Origin of the sequence: Blautia sp. AF14-40, from assembly GCF_003479665.1 — a bacterium.
Taxonomy (GTDB): domain Bacteria; phylum Bacillota; class Clostridia; order Lachnospirales; family Lachnospiraceae; genus Fusicatenibacter; species Fusicatenibacter saccharivorans.
The window spans coordinates 17,944-40,135 of the sequence record NZ_QUHK01000020.1 but is presented as its reverse complement, the minus strand read 5'-3'; the positions used below and the strand labels follow the sequence as shown (position 1 = coordinate 40,135).

Sequence of the window (22,192 nt, the reverse complement as noted above, 5' to 3'; positions counted from 1 at the left end):
TTTTTAAAACTGAAATGGATCATTAAAGGCTCCATAGTACGAAACCGGTTCGCCCGCGGAAAGCAGATGATGGACATCGCCGACGGTCTGGCAGCGGAAGTACACTTCACCCGGCTTGCGTTCCTCACTTCCGACAATTGTGACGGAAGTCGGCGCCAGGAACATGCCCTGCCAGAGCTGTACCGGCGTCATATTCAGCAGATGCGACAGTGCCACACAGGTGACGCCGAGATGGCAGAAGCAGACGATGACGGCTTCCCGGTTTGTTTCATCCGAAGCGTGATAGCGGTAGCCGTCGCGTACATAGCCGTAGCGCGCAAGCAGTGCATCGAGTCCGTCGGTCACGAAATGGTAATTCTCGTCCATGTTTCCGGTCTGCATAATCGGATTTTTCGTCCAGAAATCCTGGTCATAGAGATCCCGGTTTGCATCGAGCACATCCGGCAGAAAATCCCATGGAATCCGGCGTTTTCCCGTTTCCGGGTCAATGACAGGTGCATCAAATTCCCGCAGCCATGGGAGAATTTCGGCTTCGCGGCCTGCATTTTTCAGTGTAAAAGAAGCCGTATCTTTCGCACGGCCAAGCGGAGAACAGTAAAAATCGGTGACATTCCATTTTGCTGTGCGTTTCGAAAGCAGCTCGGCCTCGCGCCAGCCTTTTTCGGTCAGAGAATCAATTTCATAATTTGGTTCGCCGTGGCGGATAAAAATAATTTTCATAACGTTCCTTTCTTCGTATGTCGAAAAAATGGTGGATTTCGACATAGAAAAGTAAAATTTCGTCCCGAAAGATCTGTGCCGGAGCATAAAAGAATTCAGAACTAAGAGCATTTCATTCAGTATATCATAAATAGTCAGATTTGTGTGAATTTCTTATCGGCATCTCCCCCAGTTCAGCTCCCCGTTGGTAAACTCAGCCCAGTTGTACTGCGCCATGTATTCGCCATGGTACTGGTTGATCGCGGAAAGTTTTCCCTCGCACCAGTCAAAATAGTCACAGGAGACTTCTTCCGGGCAGATCCGCAGGCTTCCTCTGGCGGACGCAACGAGCGTTTCACAATGATACACTTTTAACGAATAAAAATTTGTGAAGCGGAAGCTCCCTTTTTGATACGCTGCATCTTGAGAGAGTAGCTAGTAGCAGTCCTGTAGGTAGGTGCAAACAGGAGAAAAATATGCTATAGTAAAAACAGCGTAAGGGGAAACAAAAAGTAATGCAGCAAGAGGAAAGAGGATGATAAACTGTCGGTCATCAAGGTCTGTCTGAACGCTCAAAAAGAAACCCATGATGTATTTCTTCAGATGATGAAGACACTACTTGGTGTTGAAATGCCGGAGAATGAATTTTTGAAATTGATGCATACGTAAAAAAACAGGCACGATTCCCGAAAAAGGTGATTCGTGCCTGCTTTTTTTACTTTTCTACTTCTTCATACTGGTTGCCTTCCGGGTCACGCAGGTTATCATCTACATAAATTTTTCTTCCTTTGGTATCCAGTCTTTCTTTGTAGTCCATAGAGAAGGCACCCAGTGAAGCGGCCAGAAAGCTAAAAACAATCGTCGCTTTAGAAAGGTTCTGTAAAAATTTGAGGGCGCCATAAATAATCAGGTTTTTGTAATACTCCAGCCGCAGTCCTTTTTCAACACCCCGTGCAGTGAGACGGCAGATAAGCAGAACAACGGCCAGCATAAATGCACCGATAACCAGAAGAAAAATTCCGGCTTCATGATATTTTCCAGGTAAATAGCAGGCACCGATTACGATCATGATCGGGGCAATTAAGGACATAGTAAAAACCATTTCGGCACGAAAGGTAAAAAATCGATACATCAAAAAGATTAAGATTAGGATAGCGATGAAAAGCATATTAGTTTTCTCCTTCGTAATGTTATAAATGATATAAAGCTTTTTTGCAGAAAAAGCAGATGAATTTGTGTGAAAAATTTTGCATATTTTGGCTTTTTCCTGTATACTTAGATCAATGTCGACAGGAAAACAGCATTCTGCCCAAGCCATCGGATATTTGCTGTTGTCCGGAAAGGAACTTTGATACTACATGAGCGATTTTTCACAAAGGCTTGAAAAGGAAATAAAAAATACAGGAAAAACTTTATATTATCTGTCTGAGGCCAGTGGTATGCAGCTGGATTACATTTCTAAAATGAGTAAAGGAAAACGTATTCCAAAAGAAGAAGAGCGCCTGACCTGTCTTCTTGATGCGATGGAATGCACCGGAAATACAAGAGCAGATCTCCTGTTCCTTTATCGCCAGGAAAAAATGGGAAAGAGCCAGTGGCAATGTATGGAAGAACTGATCCGTATTATCCAGCAGGATGTGGTTGAATTTCCTCAAGTCTCTGTTTCTACAAGTGTTTCAGGAATTCCGGATACGGATATGACGCTGGACAATATCTTTGCAATTTATGCGTGTATTCGAAAAGCAATGATAAATGCTTCCGATTCCACGATTTGCTTATGTACTCCGGAAATTTCACTGGAACATTTACGATATCTTGTTCAGATTATTCATGAAGTGCCCTATCGCAGATTAGAGCATCTTTTTCCTTTGCTGCAGAATCAGACAACGGAAAATACACTGGATAACCTTCGGAAAATATGCAGTCTGAAACCGGCAATGAACTATGAAAACTACAAACCATTTTATTATTACGTTTCTTCTGCTGAGTCCGAGGCGAAAAAAGCAGGCTTACTTCCCAACTGGCTGATCACAGACCATATTGCAATTGGAATCAATTTTCATACGGCGAAAGGAATTATTCTCAGAGATGCGCAACAAATACAATTACTGAAGAATTCCTTTATTCAGGAAAGAAAAATAGCAAAGGAAATGTTGTTTTGCTCTGATTTAAATGCTTATGTAAAAGATGTCAATGTTATGATGAATGAAGGCTATGTAACGCATAACTATTATATTGAATATTCACCATGTCTTCTGCATCTGATTCCGTTAAATGTACTGAAACAGCAGATCATCCTGGATGGAGTGGAAAAGGAACAGCTTTTATCTTCTCTCTTTCAGCGGATCCGGCACATGGAAACGGAAAGTATGGTACATATTTTCTGTATATCTGGCTTACGACAATTAATGGAGCAGGGACGCATTGCAGGCTATCCGGATATGCTTTATAAGCCTCTTGATCCTGCGATGCGCCTGTGGCTGTTGAAAAGTTATTATCAATATATGCTGCACACACCTCATTCCTGCATTTGTGTAAAAGAAAATTTCGTCCAGCTGCCGAAACATATCTCCATTGTATGTAGCTCTAATGTTCATAATGGAATTGCATTTTGGAACAATACAAGTCATGGATTGCAATATTATATTTTAAAAGAATCCGGCTTCTCACAAAAACTATATGAATTTTGCCAGTTTCTGGAGAATGGAAACATGGCATGGTCACAGGAGGAGACGCTGGATATTATTCGAAACATGATTGTGGAATATGGAGGCACCTTATAAACCGCGCTTCCAGGAAAATAAAGGATTCTTTCGGGACAGCTTTTCTCCTGCTATCTCTGGAAGAGCCGGGAGAAAAGCCCCTTCTTTTTTGCCGGGCGGGATGCAGCAGGTACATTTTGATTGATATATTGCTGAAACATGTTTTTTGAATCCTGAATGAGACCATTTAATTGCGCATTCTGACCAGCAGAAAACAGATCACACAATACAACTCCTTTTTGGGCATAGTACAATGCATTTTCCTTTCGCTCCAGTCTCATATTTGCAATTTGGAGCGTTTGATAGATAGGGATTTGATAGACCGGCATTTCTTCCGGAAGCAAAAGATCGCTGTAATGATACAGAAGTAATGAGATTTCTTCCGCTGCTTCCTGGATCTGCTCGGGATTTATATGTTCTTCCTGTACATTCTGAAGATACATAGATCCACATCCGATACAAATGCGGATGAATGCTTTGGACACAGTTTCTCTGATTTGTGGATTTAGAATTTCTGCATTCCATATATATTCGATACTTTCTGCCAGACGCCAGCTCTTCTCGGCCAATTCGGTGCATTTGTGTCCCTGTATTTTTTCTGCTGTTACGACGGAAATGCATGCCAGCATACATTTCAGTTCATTCATCAATAAAATTTCAGCAGTTTTTTCTTTTGGGATTTTTAACTGCATTTCCTGTTCCAGCTTTTCTTGCTGGTGTTCTGTAAAATCCTGTAATTCTTTGATGCTCTCCGGATCGCTGAACTGAGATTCCTCCAAAGTTATTTTGCAGATCATTACCCGGAGCAGATTCTGATAGGTTTCTTTCCAGATTCCCGGTTCTTCTGATTGATTACTGATGGCCATGCATCTTCTGAAAAGATCTGTTTTATCAAAGGCCGACAGATATGGATTGTTGGAAAATTGCAGAATCTGAAAGGCTGTACAATGAAAATTTTCTTTTGCAGCTGCCTGCATCAGGAGCTCGGGATATTTTCGGGCATTCATAGACGCAACAGAAAATTCCTCTGCCTGTTTTTGAGCAGAAAGCAGCATTTTCTTTGGGGCTTTCTGTAGCAAAAATCCATTTTCCGGAAAGAGATTTCCAAAGATATTTTTAAAAATAGCTTGTTGTACTGCTGCTTTCAGTGTCATTGCATGAGAATGCATCTGCGGGCAATCCAGATTTCCGGCGACTGCTGTAATTTCATATTTTTCTTTGAGTGAAAGCAGCGCCGGAACAAGCAGATATTCTGTATCTGTCAGAATTTCCAGACGATGATAGACATCATGGTACGGCGCACCCGCGAGATCTCCCTTGGAAAACAGGAGCTTCGGGAAAAAATTCCAGCAGATACCTTCTAAGGTATGGTCTGTTACCTTTGCCTGCGCCAGCTCATAGATAGAATCATATCCTTCCTGATTGCTTTTTACTGTAACATGGGTATCGGATTGCACAGAATATAATTGACGTTCATAATAATTGGACAGAAAAATTCTGTCGCCCAAGTGATCCCAGGAATACATATAGTCCATATAGGATTCATACACATGATTTCCAAACATACTTGTCGTTGGTCCGACAAACAGAGAGTTCCACGCTTCGTAAGTATCAAGTTTTTGATTAAAAGCATTTACCATTTTTGCCTGTTCTTCTTTTGTATATTTGGAAATTTCCGTTCGTTCATTTGTCTTTTGCACAGAAGTTCCGCCTTTGCGGCGTCCGTGCTCAACCAGGAGAAGAAAGATGATTTCTTCTTTTTCCAGAAATTCTATTTCAAAAGAAATATCCCATGATTTTTCATCACAATAGGTTCTGTAATTACTACCTGAATTTATCGCTTTTTGTAATATTTCGGGATCAAGAGTTTCCCATGGAATCGAAACAGGAAAGTCCATATTTTATTTCCTCCAGGTGTCTGCTGATAAAATGATGTTGGAGGCAAAAAATATTTTGCCTCCCTTGTCATCCGATTGCTTTGCATGATATGCTTTGGCAATTCTTATTTTAATACTTTGATAGATACTTTTCCGCCAATTCCGGCCTGACACTGAACTTTTAAGATATCTCCGTCTTTTAAATCCAGATCCAGGTAACCATCACCAGTTTTAAACATGGCACCGGCTAAGGATTTTCCTATTTCGCCGACGGATATTTGTTCTGCGAGGCCGCTGCCTGCAGAAAATCCAATGATGGACCCCATCAGATTGACATTCCCTTTTTTGCTGTCTTTTGCCGGATCTATCATAGAAATACGATGAACGCCAGGAGTTAAGCTGATTTCATATGGAGTCTTAGATGCCTCATATAAAGTTCCTTCTTTTTCGTCATCAATAAAGATGCCTATTTTTGCTTTGGAATTCATCATTTTATTGTACTTGAGTGGATGAAACATTTTGTCCATGACGCTCATGGAAAGATCTTTTGCCATTCGATTGGAATCTTTTACTGTTAATACTAATCTTGCACTCATATTTTCCCTCCTGAAGTCAAGCGTTTCAAATGATGCGCTTTTGTATTTTGGGTATCGGATTGTTGTTTTGGTATGGAATAGAATGATCCGATTCCGGCTAAAATTTGTGTTTATTATACTATTATTTGAAAAACTATATGAAATAGGCATAAAAATTAGACAAAAAATCAGATGAAAACATAAATTAAACTTTTAATGATTCCTATGATCCGATTTTTTTAAAAGAAAATTGATTTTATGGGAAAACAAAACTTATTTTGGAATGGAGAGAAGCGCAGGAGGCTGTGAACGACAGAACAAAAGAAAGAAATGACAGAAAACAGATACCGCGGTGACAAAGCTGTTCACAAAGCTGGCGGGCGTGACAACGGCGTCTTATCTGTGGGTTGAAACAAAATATCATGAAAAACAGAAAAGAAGCATATCGTATAAAGATAACGGATGAACGCAGGTGAATCCATGAACAGACTCTGGAGCGGTATGCTTCTTCTTGGCATTGCCTACGGTGCTTTTTGCGGAAAACTGCCGGAGGTGACAGACGGTGCGCTGCGCGCTTCAAAAGAGGCAGTTGTGCTGGCAATTTCTCTTCTGGGTGTGACGGGCCTTTGGAGCGGGCTGATGGAGATTGCAAGGAAAGCGGGAATGATCGACAGCCTGGTAAAAAAGATGGGACCGGTCATGCGCTTTTTGTTTCCAAAGGTACCATCGGATCACCCGGCCATCCAATCGGCTGCCACAAATATGATCTGTAATGTATTCGGTCTTGGCGCAGCGGCAACGCCGCCGGGCCTTCTTGCCATGGAACAGTTCGAAGAGCTGGAAGAGGAACGGCGGAAAAACAAAAATCCGGCCGCTGTTCCGAAAGGAACTGCAAACCGGGAAATGTGCACCTTTCTGATTTTAAATATTTCTTCCCTGCAGCTGATACCGGTCAACGTGATTGCATACCGCAGCCAGTATGGCAGCGTGCATCCAACGGCCATTGTCGGACCGGCACTGGCGGCAACGGCAGCAAGCACGGTAGCGGCTGTTTTATTCTGCAAATGTATGGAAAAATGCAAAAGCTGAGAATGCGGTCTGCCCAGGAATATTTATAAAAAAACAGTAAATTCGCCTTCTTAGGACTAGCCGCCGCGGCAACGGCTTGGTACAATAAAGGAAATGAGGGATATTGAATTTTACATAGGAGGAACACAAGAGCATGGCAGGATATGTGAGTCTTCAGGATGTAACCAAGACATACAAAATGGGTGAAGTCACCATCAAGGCCGCGGATGGAATCAGCTTTGATGTGGAAAAAGGTGAGTTTGTGATTGTTGTTGGACCGAGCGGTGCGGGTAAGACGACGGTGCTGAATATTTTAGGCGGAATGGACACAGCGACTTCCGGAAAGGTGCTGGTGGACGGCGCGGAAATCAGCAAATACCGCGGCAAGAAGCTGATCCAGTACCGGCGGGAGGATATTGGATTTGTTTTTCAGTTTTATAATCTGATGCAGAACCTGACGGCGCTCGAGAATGTGGAGCTGGCGATGCAGATTTGTAAGCATCCGCTGGATGCGTCGGAGGTGCTTGCGGAGGTTGGGCTGGAAGAGAGAATGAATAACTTCCCGGCGCAGCTTTCGGGCGGAGAGCAGCAGCGTGTGGCGATTGCGCGTGCGCTGGCGAAGAATCCGAAACTGCTGCTCTGCGATGAGCCGACCGGCGCGCTCGATTATGTGACGGGAAAAGCGATCTTAAAGCTGCTGCAGGATACCTGCCGGGAGAAGGGGATGACGGTCATTGTCATCACTCACAACTCGGCGCTGACACCGATGGCGGACCGCGTGATTAAAATCCGAAACGGAAAAGTGGCGGGCATGAAAACAAATGAGAACCCGACACCGGTGGAAGAGATAGAATGGTAGGTGGACGATGAGAGCATTTCGAAAAGACTTTATCCGGGAAATCACAAAGAACAAGGGGCGGTTTCTGTCAGTCTTTTTCATCGTGCTTCTTGGCGCGGCGTTTTTCTCGGGCATTCGGTCGGCGGAAGGAGATATGAAGGTTTCGGCGGACCGGTATTATGATGAAGTAAATTATATGGATTTGAAAGTTCTTGGAACGCTGGGGCTGACAGACGATGATCTGGCGGATATCGCGAAGACGGATGGCGTGAAAGCGGTCTACGGCGGAAAAACGGTGGAAGTGCTGCATGACATCGGCGAGAGCGAGCAGGTTGTGAAGCTGATTGCGCTGACGGACGGTGTGAATGAGCCGCGCGTGGTCGAGGGACGGATGCCGGAGAAAGAGGATGAAATTCTTGTTGATACGCAGTTTCTGAAAAGTTCCGGCTGTGAGATTGGGGATCAGGTAACGTTCACTTCCGGAACGGAGGATCCGCTCTCAGATTCGCTGACCGGGGACACGTTTACGATTGTTGGTTCGGCGACACTCCCTTATTATATGGAGCTGAACCGGGGAACGGGCTCGATTGGAAACGGAAGCATCAACAGTTTTGCACTGCTGCTTCCGGAGACATTTACCTCGGATCTCTATACAGAGATTTACGTCCAGGCGGACGGCGCACAGGAAGAGGCGAGCTACAGCGATGCGTATGATGAGACGGTGAAGGCTGTACAGACGAAGATTGAAGCGCTCGAGGATGCGGCGTGCGACCGGCGGTATACGGCAGTCAAAACCGAAGGACAGGAAAAGATTGATGATGCAAAACAGCAGGTCGCTGATGCAGAGCAGAAATTAGCGGACGCAAAAACAGAGCTGGATGACGGTGCACAGCAGCTTGCCGACGCGAAAGTGACGATTGCGGACAAAGAGCAGGAACTTCTCGACGGCGAACAGACGTTAAAGGACAAAGAACAGGAGCTTCTTGACGGAAAGCAGACGATTGCTGAGAAAGAACAGGAACTCCTTGACGGAAAACAGACCATTGCAGACAAAGAGCAGGAACTTCTCAGTGCGAAAGCAACCATCGCCGATAAAGAGCAGGAGCTGGCATCCGGCAAGGCAACGCTGAAAGACAAAGAGGCGGAACTTGCGAGCGGAAAAGCGACGCTGGAAGCAAAGGCGGCAGAGCTGGAAAGCGGAAAAGCGGAGCTGAATCAGAAAGCCGATGAACTTGCAAGTGGAAAAGCCACACTTGAGGCAAAAGCGAAAGAACTTTCCGACGGAAAAGCACAGCTTGCAGAGAAAGAAACAGAACTGGCATCCGGCAAAAAAGAGTTAGAGGAAAAAATGACGCAGCTTTCGGCGGCAAAAACCGAACTGACTCGGAAGCAGACGGAGCTGAATACTGCAAAAGAGCAGCTTTCCGAAAAAGAAACGGAATTGAATATTGCAAAGGAGCAGCTTTCCGCTGCACGCGAGGAACTGGACAACAAGAAAGCAGAAACCGCTGCAGGACGCACACAGTATGAAGCGCAGAAGGCAGCGTATGAAGAACAGAAGAGTCAGTATGAGACAGCCAAGGATCAGTTAGCCCAGATTTCCAGGCAGCTTCCGGTGGTGGAGACTGCGCAGACAGAAGTGACTGGTCAGATCGAGGTGATTGAGGCTCAGCTTGACGGACTGACGGAGGAAGATGAAGCATATGTATCCCTGTTGGAACAGAAAACTGCGCTGGAAGCAAAGCAGACAGAGTTAGCACAGCAGCTTTTCACGATGCAGGAGCAGAAAACATTTCTGGAACAAAACATCGCAGCGTTTGAAGCAGCAAGCGCTGATGCGGAAGCCCGGCTTGCGGCTGCAGAAGCTCAGATTACCGACGCAGAAAGTCAGCTTGCCGCTGCAGATGCACAATTAACAGAAAAAGAGCAGGAATGCGCCGCAGGCGAGGCACAGATTGCTTCTGCAAAAGAAGAACTGGAAAGCGGCGAAGCTCAGATTACAGAGGCTCTTGCCCAGCTTCAGGATGGAGAAGCACAGGCAGAAGCTTATCAGAAACAGATTGAAAATGGCGAAGCCCAGCTTGCATCCGCCAAAGCAGCGATTGCCGACGGAGAAGCTCAGATTGAGACGAACCGCAGTAAATTAAAAGACGGAGAAACTCAGCTTGCGGCTGCCAGAGCCCAGCTTGCTGATGGGGAACAGCAGATTGCATCGTACCGACAGACGATTCAGTCGGGTGAGGCCCAGCTTGCCGCTGCAAAGCAGACAATTTCCAGTGGAGAAAGTCAGCTCGCCGAAGCGAAACAGACGATCGCCGACGGCGAAACCCAGTTAGCCGAAGCCAAGCAGACGATCGCCGATGGAGAAACTCAGCTCGCCGAAGCCAAGCAGACGATTGCCGACGGAGAAACCCAGCTTGCCGACGCGAAACAGGAAATCGCCGACGGAAAAATCTCCCTTGCGGATGCGAAACAGGAAATTGCCGATAAAGAAAAGGAACTTGAGGACGGCAAAGCCGAATATGAAAAAGCAAAAGCCGACGCCGAACCAGAAATCGCGGATGCGAAGCAGGAAATTGCGGACGGTGAGAAAACACTCGCAGACCTGAAAAAACCAACGTGGTACGTCTGGGGACGGAATAAGGTAACGTCAACTGAGAGCTTCGGTCAGGATGCCGGCCGTATCTCGAATATCGGAAAATTCTTCCCGGTTATCTTCTTCCTCGTGGCTGCTCTCGTCAGCCTGACGACGATGACACGAATGATCGAGGAACAGCGTCAGCAGATCGGAACGTTAAAAGCCCTCGGCTATTCCGACGGCGTGATCGCCTTTAAATATTTCGCATACGCGATGCTCTCCACCGTATCCGGCGCTCTCGCGGGCGTGGTGGTTGGAGAAAAAATCCTGCCCTGGGTTATTATGAATGCCTACGGCATGCTGTATACCGGACTCCCGTATTACATGACCCCGCTGAACTGGGAGCAGGGAGGCCTTGCGATTCTGGCGAGTGCAGCCTGCACCGGCGTGGCGACGATCGCGGCATGCTACAAAGAACTCGCCGCAGGTCCGGCAGAGCTGATGCGGCCGGAAGCACCGAAAAACGGCAAACGGATTTTCCTGGAACGCATCGGCGTACTCTGGAAACATCTGAACTTTACGCAGAAATCAACCGTGCGGAATCTGGTGCGGTATAAAAAACGATTCTTCATGACCGTTATCGGAATCGGCGGATGCATGGGTCTGATCCTCGTCGGTTTCGGCCTTCAGGATTCCATCACCGCGATTGCGAAAAACCAGTTCGTCAGCCTCTTCACCTATCAGGCGAATGCTGTGCTGAATTCAGATGTGGATGAATCCGAAAAAGAAGCATTGCAGACCGATCTGGAAAACTACAGCGGCATCGATGAGCTGCTGGAAATGTACTGCCAGAACATCGAACTGCAGACCGACAAAAAGACCGTGGATGCAGTGCTTGAAGTGCCGAAAGAACTGACGAATTTCAATGACTTCTATGCCTTCCGAGACCGGAAAAGCGGAGAAGTTTACGAATTCCCGACCGACGGCGGCGCAGCCATCAGCGAAAAGACAGCAACGATGCTCGGCGTAAAAGCAGGCGACACGGTTCAGCTGAAAAAAGGCGACGATATTGTGGACGTAAAGATTTCGATCATCGTCGAAAACTACGTGCGCCATTACCTGTATCTGGCCCCGGATCTCTACGAGGAGCTGTTCGGCGGAGCGCCGGACTACAACCAGCTTCTGATGAAATACCAGGACACGTCGAGCAATTATGAGACAGCACTCGGAGAAAAAATCATGACGTACGACGGTGTAGCGGCAATCTCGTTCACATCCGACCTGATTGATCAGATTGACAACATGCTTCGTTCCCTCGACATCGTCATCGTGGTGCTGATCGTATCGGCGGGCCTGCTGGCGTTTGTGGTGCTGTACAACCTGAACAACATCAACATCACCGAACGACAGAGAGAGCTGGCAACGCTGAAAGTGCTCGGCTTCTTCGACGGCGAGGTGGCATCGTACGTGTACCGGGAAAACATGGTGCTGACACTGTTCGGCGTTATCGCGGGCATGGGAATTGGAACGTTTTTACATCATTGCGTAATTCAGACCGTCGAGGTCGATATGATGATGTTCGGACGAAACGTGTTCCCGCGGAGCTACGGCTGGAGCGCCCTGATTACCCTGGCGTTTGCTCTGTTCGTCAATTTTATGATGTTCTACCGGTTAAGAAAAATTGATATGATTGAATCGCTGAAAAGCGTGGAGTAAACAACAGAAAAAGGCCGTCCGCGGTGATGCAGAGAATCTGCAGAAACCGTGGGCGGTTTTTTCATTTTGAAAGTGAAATATGAGCCGGAATGCTTGTTTTTTCAGACATTTCGTTGTATAAAAAAAATAAGGGTTTTTATCAGAACAGAATCAAAAAACAAAGAGTAAAGGGGATTTTTACAAATGGGAACAACAGAAACGAAAAAAATGAGAGTCGGCGTTGTCGGCTGTGGAGCGATCAGTGATATTTATCTGACGAACATGATTCATAACTTTGAGAATCTTGAGGTAGCAGCATGCTGCGCAGGCCATCTTGAACATGCGAAAAAGAAAGCAGAGCAGTATGGCATCAAGGGCTGTACCTACGAGGAAATTCTGGCAGATCCGTCGATTGAAATGGTAGTCATTCTGACACCGGCACCGACCCACGAGGGGCTGATCCGTCAGGCACTGGAAGCCGGAAAACACGTTTACACTGAAAAAACAATGACCCTCGCACCGGAAACGGCAGCGAAACTGATCGAGCTGGCAGAGGAGAAACATCTCTATCTCGGTTCCGCACCGGACACCTTCCTTGGATCGGCACTGCAGACCGCAAGAAAAGCGATCGACGACGGGCTGATCGGCGAGGTGACATCTTTCGAAGCATGCGCAAACCGCGATCTTGATTTGCTGGCGAGCATCTTCCGTTTTCTGCGGATGCCGGGCGGCGGTATCTGCTACGATTTCGGTGTTTATTATCTGACCGCCATCGTCAGCCTTTTCGGCCCGGTGGACCGTGTCGTTTCCTCCGTGCGCAACCTTGCGCCGAAGCGCGTCAATGTCGTCCCGGACAGCCCGGAATACGGCCAGGAATTTGACTACAGCAACGAGAGCCAGGCTTTCACGATTCTGGAAATGAAAAACGGCGTGACCGGCACATTCTGTGTCAATGGCGACAGCACCATCAACGATCAGGCGGTATTCACAATTTACGGCAAAAAAGGTATTTTAAAGCTGGTGGACCCGAACAATTTCGGCGGCGATATCGTCTACATTCCGGGCGTGAAGGACTGGACACAGCAGGCAGTTCCGGAAGTGCTGGATTATGGCTTTGCCTACAGCGAAAACAGCCGCGGCCTCGGTCCGTCCGAGATGGCAGAAGCAATTGCAGAGGGCAGACTAAACCGTGCGAATGCCAAAATGGCATACCATGTACTGGATGTGATTGATCAGATTATGAAGAGCGCAAAATCGGGCGCATTTGAGAAGGTTCCGTCCACCTGCGAGAGACCGGCGGCACTGCCGGTACCGGAAAAAGAGCAGTAAAAATAAGGAGTATTTATGGAAATATATAAATTACAGCAATTGCTGTCGGAAATGTCTTTACAGGAAAAAATAGGACAAATGGTACAGCTGACCGGTGCATATTTTGATAAGGATGCGGTACTGACCGGTGTTGTCGGAGAACAATTACCGCCGGAATGGATAATCCGGTATGCGGGTTCTGTGCTGGGGGTGATTGGCAAAGAAAAAATATATGACATTCAGAGCAAATATATGGAACAACACCCACATCATATTCCTCTTATCTTTATGGCGGATGTGATCCATGGATGCCGGACAATTTTTCCGATTCCGTTGGGACAGGCCTGTTCCTTTCATCCGGAGCTGGTTTCCGAGGCTGCGTCGATAGCTGCCTCGGAAGCCTCTTCTGAAGGGCTTAAAGCAACATTTTCTCCTATGATTGATGTTTCAAGAGATCCGCGTTGGGGAAGAATGATGGAGTCTTTTGGAGAAGACCCGTATATGAACGGAATCATGGGAAAAGCAATGGTAGATGGCTATCAGCAGAAAAGCGATCAGGGAGTAGCAGCGTGCCTGAAGCATTTTGCAGGTTACGGAGCAGTGAATGCAGGGCGGGAATACAATGATGTTGAAATATCCCAACGGACATTTCTGGAGCAGTACGTAAAGCCTTTTTGTATGGCATTAAAGGCAAAGCCTGCTATGGTTATGACTGCATTTCATGCAATAGATAGAAAACCGATCAGTGGAAATAAAAAACTTCTCAGGGAGTTTTTGCGGGATAAAGAAGGTTTTGAGGGAACTGTTATTTCAGACTGGGGATCGATCGGACAGCTGGTGGAACAGGGAGTGGCAGCTGATCTGGAAGAAGCTGCGGTTCAGGCTGCAGAAGCCGGTGTGGATATTGATATGATGAGTCCTGCTTATATGTTTTGGCTGGAAAAACTGGTGGAAAACGGACAGATTCCGGAAGCCCTTATTGATGAGAGTGCATTCCGGGTTCTGATGATGAAAAACCAGCTGGGTCTTTTTGAAGATCCGTTTGCAGGACTTGGGAAGAGTGAAAAACTCACCCCGTATTACCGGGCAAAAGCATATGAACTGACCAGCGAAAGCTGCGTCCTTTTAAAAAATGAAAAAATATTGCCTCTGTGCCAGAAACAGAGGGTGATATGGGCCGGACCTTATGTGACATCAAAAGAATTTTTGAGTCGCTGGTCAATTTTTGGTGAACACGAGGCAGTTGAGACCATAGAGGATATTCTTCAAAAGAAGCAGATAAAGGCGGAATGTATGCCGGGCTGCAGAATGCTTTCGGATGAAGAGTGTAAGATATGGCAGGTGGAACCGGAGCGGTTTGATGAGCCAGGGAATGAACGGTGGCTGGAAACGATAACCGGGGAGGATACTGTTGTATGTGTGTTGGGGGAACATGAGTCTCAGTCGGGAGAAGCGGCCAGCAGAGCGTTTCTGACCCTGCCGGAAGAACAGCAGCTGTTTTTTGAAAAAATAGCAAAGCGCACCAGAAATATTGTAACTGTGGTAATCACAGGAAGACCGCTGGATCTGCGAAGAATATCCGAAAAATCCAGGGCTGTTATTATGGCATGGAGACCCGGAACTATGGGAGCGGAAGCAGTGGTAGACATTGTATACGGAAGAACCAATCCTTCCGGAAAACTGGCTGTAAGTATCCCATGGTGTGTGGGACAGGTGCCGGTGAGCTACTGGGATATAAAAACAGGACATATTTATGATGCCGATCATCCGGAGAACCGTTTCAGCAGCAGATATATGGACATTCCCAATACTCCGTTATATCCGTTTGGCTTTGGACTGTCTTATACAGAATTTAATATTTCGGATATTGAGGTACAGGCAGGACCGGATAAAAGAGTTCATGTACATTGTAAGGTAAGTAATACAGGTAAGGTTGCGGGGGCAGAGGTAGTGCAATGTTATTATGAAACGTTATGTTCATCTGTAGTACGTCCGAGAAAAGAGCTTGTTCGCTTTCAGAGGGTATTCCTGGAACCGGGAGAAAAGAAAACGGTAGATTTCTCTATAGATCGGGAAGAATTTTCTTATTACGATGAAAATATGGAAATCGTCTGCAGCCAGATGAAGCTTCGCATTAGCATTGGAAACAGCAGTGATCATGAATGGGGAAATAGTGTTATATTTGTTTAGCGGGGAGGACACGGCTGGAATGTGTGGAGGCCATGCCGAATTCATAGCCTATTTCTGATAGGATTGCAGGTACATCTGACGGAAGTCGGTAGGGCTTACATTTTTTGATTTCAAAAAGACTCTGTTAAACGTAGAAATACTGTTAAAACCGGATTCGAGCGACACTTCGGTGATCGTGAGATCCGGTTTTTTTAACAGGTTTTCGGCGATATGGAGCCGTTCCCTGGTGACGAAATCCGTGAAGGAGAGGCCGGTGTATGCGCGGAACAGCTTGGAAAAATGGCAGCGGGAGAATCCGGCGACCTTTGATGCTTCTTCCAGAGAAACCGGTTCGGTGCAGTGACTCGAGATCCAGGTACATGCAGCAATCATCTGGCGGTGTACCTGTGCGGAATGGCCTGTTTTTTGCGGTGCGGCAGTTTCGGTCGGCACGGAGAGATTTTCGCCGAGCAGAATAAAAAACTGATACAGCAGAACGCATCCGCGCAACTCGGAAAAACTGATACCGGAGAGGGATAGCCTGCGCAGCTCTGTCAGAAATCCGCGGAGTTTTTCGATTTCCGGGAAGTTGTTCTGATTCAGAAGACGGATCTGATAAAAAAGATAAGCAACAGACTGGAAATCCACGCGTTTTTCCAGAAAATCTGCATCGAGCTGAAGCATGATCAGGCGATGTTCTTTGTTGGTTGTGGAAACAGCGTGCAGCTCGCCGGGCCAGATAAAAAGAAGATCACCGGGCTTTAGCGGAAAGGTTTCTCCATTTACTTCATAGATAATGCCGTTATCCTGTGCAAGCACAATTTCGATATAGTGATGCCAGTGCAGACCGAAATAGGCGGGGACATGCGAAATAGAGATATCGTAAACATAGCTGTTAGCAAAATGATTGTTTTCGAAAAAAGAAGTCGAATCGTTTTTCATGGCAAAAGAATCCTCCGTATCTGATAAACGGTATTATACAACAGAAGAGAGAAAAAATATAGAAAAAATCGAAACATCTGGGCAATGATCGGCAATATATAAGTAGTGTTTTACGAGGATCTGTATTATGGTTAAGATATGAAAATTGTGAAGAACGGCAGAAATCGGAAAAAGAGTAATGTGATTTTGGCGAAAATTCACAATAAAAGTTTATGAAAAGTGAAGAAGTGAGAGGTAAGCGAAAAATGCAGATTTATGTAGATGGAAATGCTGTACGAAGCGGAAATGGGCAGAAGGAATATCCATTTCAGACGATTTCCGAGGCGGCAAAAATTGCAAGGCCCGGCGACGAGGTGCTTGTAGCGTCTGGCGTATATCGGGAATATGTAGATCCGGCGAATGCGGGATGTGAGGATGCAAGAATTGTGTACCGTTCTGTGGAACCGGGAAAAGCTGTGATTACCGGTGCGGAAATTGTGGATAACTGGGAGCATTTGGAAGGTGATGTGTGGACAGCGCGCGTTTCGAACGGATTGTTTGGGGATTACAATCCATATACGACACTGGTCAGCGGTGACTGGTTTATCGCATCCTACACGGCACACACCGGAGAAGTGTATCTGAATGGAAAATCCATGTATGAGGTGACGAGCCTGGACAAGGTGAAAAAGCCGGAGATCTATAAAAAATCCTGGGATCAGGCATTCACGGCTTACACCTGGTATGTGGAGCAGGACGAAGAAAAAAATGAGACCGTTTTCTATGTGAATTTTCAGGGAAAAAATCCGAACGAAGAAACCGTAGAAATCAATGTACGTGAGAATTGCTTTTATCCATCGAAGGAGGGCATTGGTTATATCACGCTGTCCGGCTTTGTTGTAAAACAGGCGGCAACCCAGTGGGCTCCGCCGACGGCATATCAGGAAGGAATGGTCGGCCCGCACTGGTCAAAGGGATGGATCATCGAGGATTGTGAGATTTCAGATTCGAAGTGCTCGGGCATTTCCCTTGGAAAATACAGACAGCCGAACAATGACAATAAATGGCTCAAATGGAAGTTCAAAGATGGCACACAGACGGAGCGTGACTGTATCTGTCAGGCGCAGCGGGAGGGATGGACAAAGGAAAACATCGGAAGCCACATCATCCGCCGGTGCAACATCCACGACTGTGGACAGACGGGTATTGTAGGCCATTTAGGCGGTGTGTTCTCGATTATTGAGGATAACCACATTCACCATATCAATAATAAACAGAACCTTGCGGGTGCGGAGATCGGCGGCATCAAGATGCATGCGGCGATCGATGTGATCATTCGAAGAAACCATTTCCATCACTGTACGAGAGGCCTCTGGCTCGACTGGCAGGCACAGGGCACACGTGTTACGCAGAACCTGTTCCATGACAATACGCTGCCGAACGAGGAAAATGCAAATCCGGAGGGGATGGACGGCATCGGCGAGGATATCTTTATTGAAATTTCCCACGGACCGACACTGGTGGACAATAACGTACTGCTTTCGGACCGCGCGATGAAGCTGGCAACACAGGGTGTTGCGGTAGTACATAACCTGATCGCGGGATCGTTTACTGCTGTCGGCCGCGGTGTCAACAATGGCTCCGAAAAGCTGCCGTCGCCGCGCTACACACCGTACCATGTGCCGCATCGCACGGAGATCAACGGATTTATGACGGTTCTTCACGGTGACTGCCGGTTCTACAATAATATCTTCATCCAGAAGCCGGTTCGTGCGGGAATGGAAGAAATCCGTAAACTGACTGGGGATAATGAATGGGATGACGGAAATCTGACAGCAGGAACCGTGCCGTACAGCGGATATCCGACGCTGGAGGAGTACGTGGCAAGATTTGAGGGCTACTGCGGAATGGGTTCCGGAAAGTCACCGGATCTGTATTACGAGAAGCTGCCGGTATGGCTTGGCGGCAACGTTTACTTCAATGGGGCGAAGCCGGCAGAGCAGGAACAGGACGCTGTAGTGGATACCGAGCATGAAATCACCATCGGTGTAAAAGAAGAGAACGGAAAATGGAAACTGGAGACCAATGTTTACGATTATCTGCCGCAGAATGCCTGTGCAGTGATCTCAACGGAGACGCTTGGCATGGCATTTGAGCCGGAACAGAAATATGAGAATCCGGATGGAACGCCGATCGTGTTCCGATATGACTACTTCGGAAACCGTCAGGGCATTCATCCGCTGCCGGGCCCGTTTGCATCAAAAGAGGCTGCGGAAGAAGCATTATCGTAAAGAAATTCTATAGACCCGCAAAAAAATAGCGTAAAAAATTCAGCGCCGCAGAGAGTGAATGATTGCGTCACAGCCTTTTTTGCAGTGTTTTCGGGTTTTACTATAACAAAAAGGAGTATAGAGAAATGATTTACTATGTCAATAATTCCGCTCCGAAGAATGGAAACGGAACAAAAGAGATGCCGTTCAAGTTCATCAACGATGCGGCAAAAATTGCAAAGGCAGGAGATGAAGTTCTGGTTGCACCTGGTATTTACCATGAATATGTTGATCCGGTCAACGGAGGAACCGAGGATGCAAGAATCGTCTATAAGAGTGAGAAGCCGCTCGGCGCAAAGATCACCGGTGCGGAAACGATGAATGACTGGGAGCATTACAAAGATAATGTGTGGGTATGCCGTGTAGACAACGGAGTGTTTGGCAATTATAACCCATACACGACAATGGTCGGCGGTGACTGGTATTTTGCACCGGTGGTACGCCATACCGGCGCGGTTTATCTGAATGACCGCCAGTTATACGAGGCAGAGACGCTCGAGGAGTGTATCAAGGGCGAGGTTTATGCGCCGTCCTGGGAGCCGGAGTGGTCGGTTTACAAATGGTATACCGAGCAGGACAAAGAGAAAAATCAGACGGTCATCTACGCAAACTTCCAGGGTAAAAACCCGACGGAGGAAAAAGTAGAAATCAACGTGCGCCGGAACTGCTTTATGCCGTCGAAAACAGGCGTAAATTACATTACGTTCAGTGGATTTGATGTCAGCAAGGCAGCAACGACATGGGCGCCGCCGGCTGCTTATCAGGACGGTATGATCGGTCCGCACTGGTCGAAGGGATGGATTATTGAGGACTGTGAGGTCAGCAACAGCAAGTGCTGCGGTATTTCGCTCGGAAAATATTACGATCCGGAGAACGACCATTACTTTACCAGAAAACACGTAAAAAGCCCGACCCAGATGGAGCGTGATGCTGTGTGCCGCGGCCAGTATCACGGCTGGACGAAGGAGAACATCGGAAGCCATATCATCCGCCGCTGCCACATCCATCACTGTGAGCAGACCGGTATTGTCGGACGGATGGGCGGTGTGTTCAGTATCATTGAGGACAACCACATTCACAACATCAACAATATGCAGCAGCTTGGCGGGGCCGAGATTTCCGGTATCAAGATGCATGCAGCGATCGATGTTGTGATGAGAAGAAATCACATTCATCATTGTACGATGGGCATCTGGTGCGACTGGGAGGCACAGGGAACACGCCTGACCCAGAACCTGCTGCACGACAACTGCCCGCCGGAGGGAACACCAAAGGCAGAGGGCGCAATGATGAGTCAGGATATTTTCATCGAGGTTGGCCATGGTCCGACACTGATCGATAACAACATTATGCTCTCACCGGTCAGCGTTCGTATGGCGACCGATGGTATTGCCTGCGTACACAATCTGATGCTTGGCTCATTAACTGCAGTTGGCGGCGGAACAGGAGACCGTTACACGCCGTATCACATCCGTCACCGTACCGAGGTTGCCGGATTCATGACATTCCTGCATGGCGATGACCGGTTCTACAACAACATCTTTATCCAGAATTACCCGGTTGAGGAAACAGAAACGGTTGAGGACATGGGCTTCAAGATGGAGGATAACCAGGAGGTCGGAACGCATGTGTTCGACGAGTATCCGACCTATGACGAGTGGATCAGCCACTTTGAGCTGGATAAACCGGCCGACATGAGCAAGCTGGAGCCGTATCACAATAAATGTCATCTGCCGGTTTGGGTAAACGGAAACGCTTACTTTAACGGAGCAAAGGCGTGTGTGAATGAAAAAGAGAATCTTATGGATAACGAGAACCAGGTTAAGGTGGAACTTGTGGAAAAAGACGGCCACTATTCCATCAAGACGAACGTGTATGAGTTCCTGAAGGATTTCCGGACGGGAATTATCAACAGTGATATTTTAGGATACGCCTTCGAGCCGGAGCAGAGATTCGAAGATCCGGACGGAAGCACGATTATCTTCGATCAGGATTATCTCGGCGAGCACCGCGGCGTGGCAGCAATGCCGGGACCGTTTGCGGATGGAGCTGAGGCAGAGAAGATTCTGTGGTAGAAGAAATCAGAACTTACCGGTTGATACGAAAAAAACAGGGCGCTGTGCAGGAAATGGCACAGCGCCCTGTTTTGGTAAAAGGAAAGTCAGGATGCCTTTGCAGAATCTTTTGCCGTCGGCATTTTCGCGTATAAGATTTTCAGTATAATCGGTGTTGCAACACTCGAGAAGAGAATCAGCAGAATCACGGCACTGAAGAAATCGCCGGATAAAAAGCCTGCATTCAGACCCTTTTGCGCGACGATCAGACAGACTTCACCGCGGGTCATCATACCGACACCGATTTTCAGGCTGTCGCCCCAGGTAAAGCCGCATCCCTTTGACATCAGGCCACAGCCGATGATTTTTGCGACAAGGCCGACGATGACGAAACAGATGGCAAAGAGTACGAATTTCTCGTTCATGCCGCTGAGCGTTGTTTTGAGTCCGATACTTGCAAAGAAAATCGGTCCGAAAATCATATAGGAGCTGATATCCATTTTTTCTTCGATGTAATCGGAAGAATCGAGGGAACACAGGATAACGCCCGCAACGTATGCACCGGTAATATCGGCGATGCCGAAATATTTTTCGGAAATGTAGGACAGTCCGAAGCAGAGCGCAAGACCCAGAATCGGGAGACGGCGGGTGTGCGGAAATACGGAGTTCATGCGGTTGAACAGCTTAAAGCAGAGAAAACCGAGCACAATCGCAAGGGCAAAAAACAGAATGGTGGAGGCTGCTACTTTCAGCGGATTGGATGTCGGATCTTTAAAACCGATGACAACAGTCAGCACAATGATACCAATGACATCGTCGATGATGGCTGCATTTAAGATGGTTGTTCCAACCTCTGTTTTCAGCTTGCCGAGTTCTTTCAAGGCCTGTACGGTGATGCTGACCGATGTCGCAGTCAGAATAACACCGATAAAAACAGCGTGGTAAAATTCTTCCGTTCCGACAGCAGAGAAGCCATAAAAGCTCATGTATAAGATGGCTCCAAGAACGAGAGGAACAAAAACACCGGCACAGGCGATCAGCAGGGATTTCACTCCGGTGCGGAGCAGATCCTTCAGGCTGGTGCCAAGACCTGCGGAGAACATCAGCAAAATGACACCGATCTCCGCCATCTGTGCGAGAAAGTCAGACTGCTGAACGAGTCCCAGCACACTGGGTCCAAGGACAATACCGGCAATCAGCTCGCCCACAACCTGCGGAGCCTTGCATTTTCTGGCAAGAATACCAAACAATTTTGCGAATACGATAATGATTGCCAGGTCTTTTAAAATGACATACGTATCCATGAAAAAGATACCCC

At 47.1% G+C, this 22,192-nt stretch carries 15 protein-coding genes; 8 read left to right on the top strand and 7 right to left on the bottom strand.

The features are described from left to right. Positions 1–3: 3 nt before the first annotated feature. From DWW13_RS13445 to DWW13_RS19185, 3 genes are all read right to left on the bottom strand, one after another. On the bottom strand, positions 4–720 hold the full coding sequence (locus DWW13_RS13445) for a histidine phosphatase family protein (protein ID WP_118720318.1): 717 nt from the start codon (positions 718–720) through the stop codon (positions 4–6). Positions 721–873: 153 nt separating this feature from the next. Next, complete coding sequence (locus tag DWW13_RS13440; RefSeq protein WP_118720316.1) at positions 874–1,068, bottom strand: hypothetical protein; 195 nt, start codon at positions 1,066–1,068, stop codon at positions 874–876. Between the two features lie 346 nt (positions 1,069–1,414). Further along, on the bottom strand, positions 1,415–2,017 hold the full coding sequence (locus tag DWW13_RS19185) for a hypothetical protein (RefSeq protein WP_118720314.1): 603 nt from the start codon (positions 2,015–2,017) through the stop codon (positions 1,415–1,417). A gap of 121 nt (positions 2,018–2,138) precedes the next feature. Here DWW13_RS19185 and DWW13_RS13430 point away from each other — a divergent pair, with 121 nt between their 5' ends. Then, entirely contained in the window at positions 2,139–3,482 is a 1,344-nt protein-coding gene (locus tag DWW13_RS13430; protein WP_147343061.1) for a hypothetical protein, read from the top strand. A gap of 50 nt (positions 3,483–3,532) precedes the next feature. On the opposite strand, the gene DWW13_RS13425 is transcribed toward DWW13_RS13430, so the two are convergent. Both DWW13_RS13425 and DWW13_RS13420 read right to left on the bottom strand, forming a co-directional pair. Further along, positions 3,533–5,161 carry a hypothetical protein gene (locus DWW13_RS13425; RefSeq protein ID WP_147397736.1) on the bottom strand — a complete coding sequence of 543 codons (1,629 nt, stop codon included), beginning with the start codon at positions 5,159–5,161 and terminating at the stop codon, positions 3,533–3,535. A gap of 302 nt (positions 5,162–5,463) precedes the next feature. Next, positions 5,464–5,934, bottom strand: a complete 471-nt coding sequence (locus tag DWW13_RS13420; protein WP_117510709.1) for a hypothetical protein — start codon at positions 5,932–5,934, stop codon at positions 5,464–5,466. Between the two features lie 459 nt (positions 5,935–6,393). Here DWW13_RS13420 and DWW13_RS13415 point away from each other — a divergent pair, with 459 nt between their 5' ends. The 5 genes from DWW13_RS13415 to DWW13_RS13395 all read left to right on the top strand — a co-directional run bounded on the left by DWW13_RS13415 (position 6,394) and on the right by DWW13_RS13395 (position 15,590). Beyond that, positions 6,394–7,002: a nucleoside recognition domain-containing protein gene (locus DWW13_RS13415; RefSeq protein ID WP_055267272.1), complete on the top strand. Its 609-nt coding sequence runs from the start codon at positions 6,394–6,396 to the stop codon at positions 7,000–7,002. A gap of 133 nt (positions 7,003–7,135) precedes the next feature. Further along, positions 7,136–7,840 carry an ABC transporter ATP-binding protein gene (locus DWW13_RS13410; protein ID WP_055220354.1) on the top strand — a complete coding sequence of 235 codons (705 nt, stop codon included), beginning with the start codon at positions 7,136–7,138 and terminating at the stop codon, positions 7,838–7,840. 7 nt (positions 7,841–7,847) lie between these two features. Then, complete coding sequence (locus DWW13_RS13405; protein WP_118720310.1) at positions 7,848–12,113, top strand: ABC transporter permease; 4,266 nt, start codon at positions 7,848–7,850, stop codon at positions 12,111–12,113. A 183-nt stretch (positions 12,114–12,296) separates the two neighbouring features. Continuing rightward, on the top strand, positions 12,297–13,421 hold the full coding sequence (locus tag DWW13_RS13400; protein ID WP_117510713.1) for a Gfo/Idh/MocA family protein: 1,125 nt from the start codon (positions 12,297–12,299) through the stop codon (positions 13,419–13,421). Between the two features lie 15 nt (positions 13,422–13,436). Then, on the top strand, positions 13,437–15,590 hold the full coding sequence (locus DWW13_RS13395) for a glycoside hydrolase family 3 N-terminal domain-containing protein (protein WP_118720308.1): 2,154 nt from the start codon (positions 13,437–13,439) through the stop codon (positions 15,588–15,590). A gap of 48 nt (positions 15,591–15,638) precedes the next feature. On the opposite strand, the gene DWW13_RS13390 is transcribed toward DWW13_RS13395, so the two are convergent. Beyond that, a complete protein-coding gene (locus DWW13_RS13390) occupies positions 15,639–16,511 on the bottom strand; it encodes an AraC family transcriptional regulator (RefSeq protein WP_118720306.1) in 873 nt (290 codons plus the stop codon). Positions 16,512–16,756: 245 nt separating this feature from the next. Here DWW13_RS13390 and DWW13_RS13385 point away from each other — a divergent pair, with 245 nt between their 5' ends. Continuing rightward, entirely contained in the window at positions 16,757–18,781 is a 2,025-nt protein-coding gene (locus tag DWW13_RS13385) for a right-handed parallel beta-helix repeat-containing protein (RefSeq protein ID WP_118720304.1), read from the top strand. A gap of 125 nt (positions 18,782–18,906) precedes the next feature. Beyond that, positions 18,907–20,895, top strand: coding sequence for a right-handed parallel beta-helix repeat-containing protein (locus DWW13_RS13380; RefSeq protein ID WP_117762073.1), 1,989 nt, complete (start codon positions 18,907–18,909; stop codon positions 20,893–20,895). An 86-nt stretch (positions 20,896–20,981) separates the two neighbouring features. On the opposite strand, the gene DWW13_RS13375 is transcribed toward DWW13_RS13380, so the two are convergent. Further along, the gene (locus tag DWW13_RS13375; RefSeq protein ID WP_055226128.1) at positions 20,982–22,178 is read right to left on the bottom strand and encodes a cation:proton antiporter; all 1,197 of its coding nucleotides are present in this window, start codon (positions 22,176–22,178) and stop codon (positions 20,982–20,984) included. Positions 22,179–22,192: the final 14 nt, after the last annotated feature.

What these genes read in the sequence shown, in the direction of transcription:
- DWW13_RS13395 (WP_118720308.1), top strand. Translation starts at nt 13,437, where the DNA reads ATGGAAATATATAAATTACAGCAATTGCTGTCGGAAATGTCTTTACAG.
- DWW13_RS13405 (WP_118720310.1), top strand. Translation starts at nt 7,848, where the DNA reads ATGAGAGCATTTCGAAAAGACTTTATCCGGGAAATCACAAAGAACAAG.
- DWW13_RS13410 (WP_055220354.1), top strand. Translation starts at nt 7,136, where the DNA reads ATGGCAGGATATGTGAGTCTTCAGGATGTAACCAAGACATACAAAATG.
- DWW13_RS13430 (WP_147343061.1), top strand. Translation starts at nt 2,139, where the DNA reads ATGCAGCTGGATTACATTTCTAAAATGAGTAAAGGAAAACGTATTCCA.
- DWW13_RS13415 (WP_055267272.1), top strand. Translation starts at nt 6,394, where the DNA reads ATGAACAGACTCTGGAGCGGTATGCTTCTTCTTGGCATTGCCTACGGT.
- DWW13_RS19185 (WP_118720314.1), bottom strand. Translation starts at nt 2,017, where the DNA reads ATGGCTTGGGCAGAATGCTGTTTTCCTGTCGACATTGATCTAAGTATA.
- DWW13_RS13385 (WP_118720304.1), top strand. Translation starts at nt 16,757, where the DNA reads ATGCAGATTTATGTAGATGGAAATGCTGTACGAAGCGGAAATGGGCAG.
- DWW13_RS13420 (WP_117510709.1), bottom strand. Translation starts at nt 5,934, where the DNA reads ATGAGTGCAAGATTAGTATTAACAGTAAAAGATTCCAATCGAATGGCA.
- DWW13_RS13375 (WP_055226128.1), bottom strand. Translation starts at nt 22,178, where the DNA reads ATGGATACGTATGTCATTTTAAAAGACCTGGCAATCATTATCGTATTC.
- DWW13_RS13380 (WP_117762073.1), top strand. Translation starts at nt 18,907, where the DNA reads ATGATTTACTATGTCAATAATTCCGCTCCGAAGAATGGAAACGGAACA.
- DWW13_RS13400 (WP_117510713.1), top strand. Translation starts at nt 12,297, where the DNA reads ATGGGAACAACAGAAACGAAAAAAATGAGAGTCGGCGTTGTCGGCTGT.
- DWW13_RS13445 (WP_118720318.1), bottom strand. Translation starts at nt 720, where the DNA reads ATGAAAATTATTTTTATCCGCCACGGCGAACCAAATTATGAAATTGAT.
- DWW13_RS13390 (WP_118720306.1), bottom strand. Translation starts at nt 16,511, where the DNA reads ATGAAAAACGATTCGACTTCTTTTTTCGAAAACAATCATTTTGCTAAC.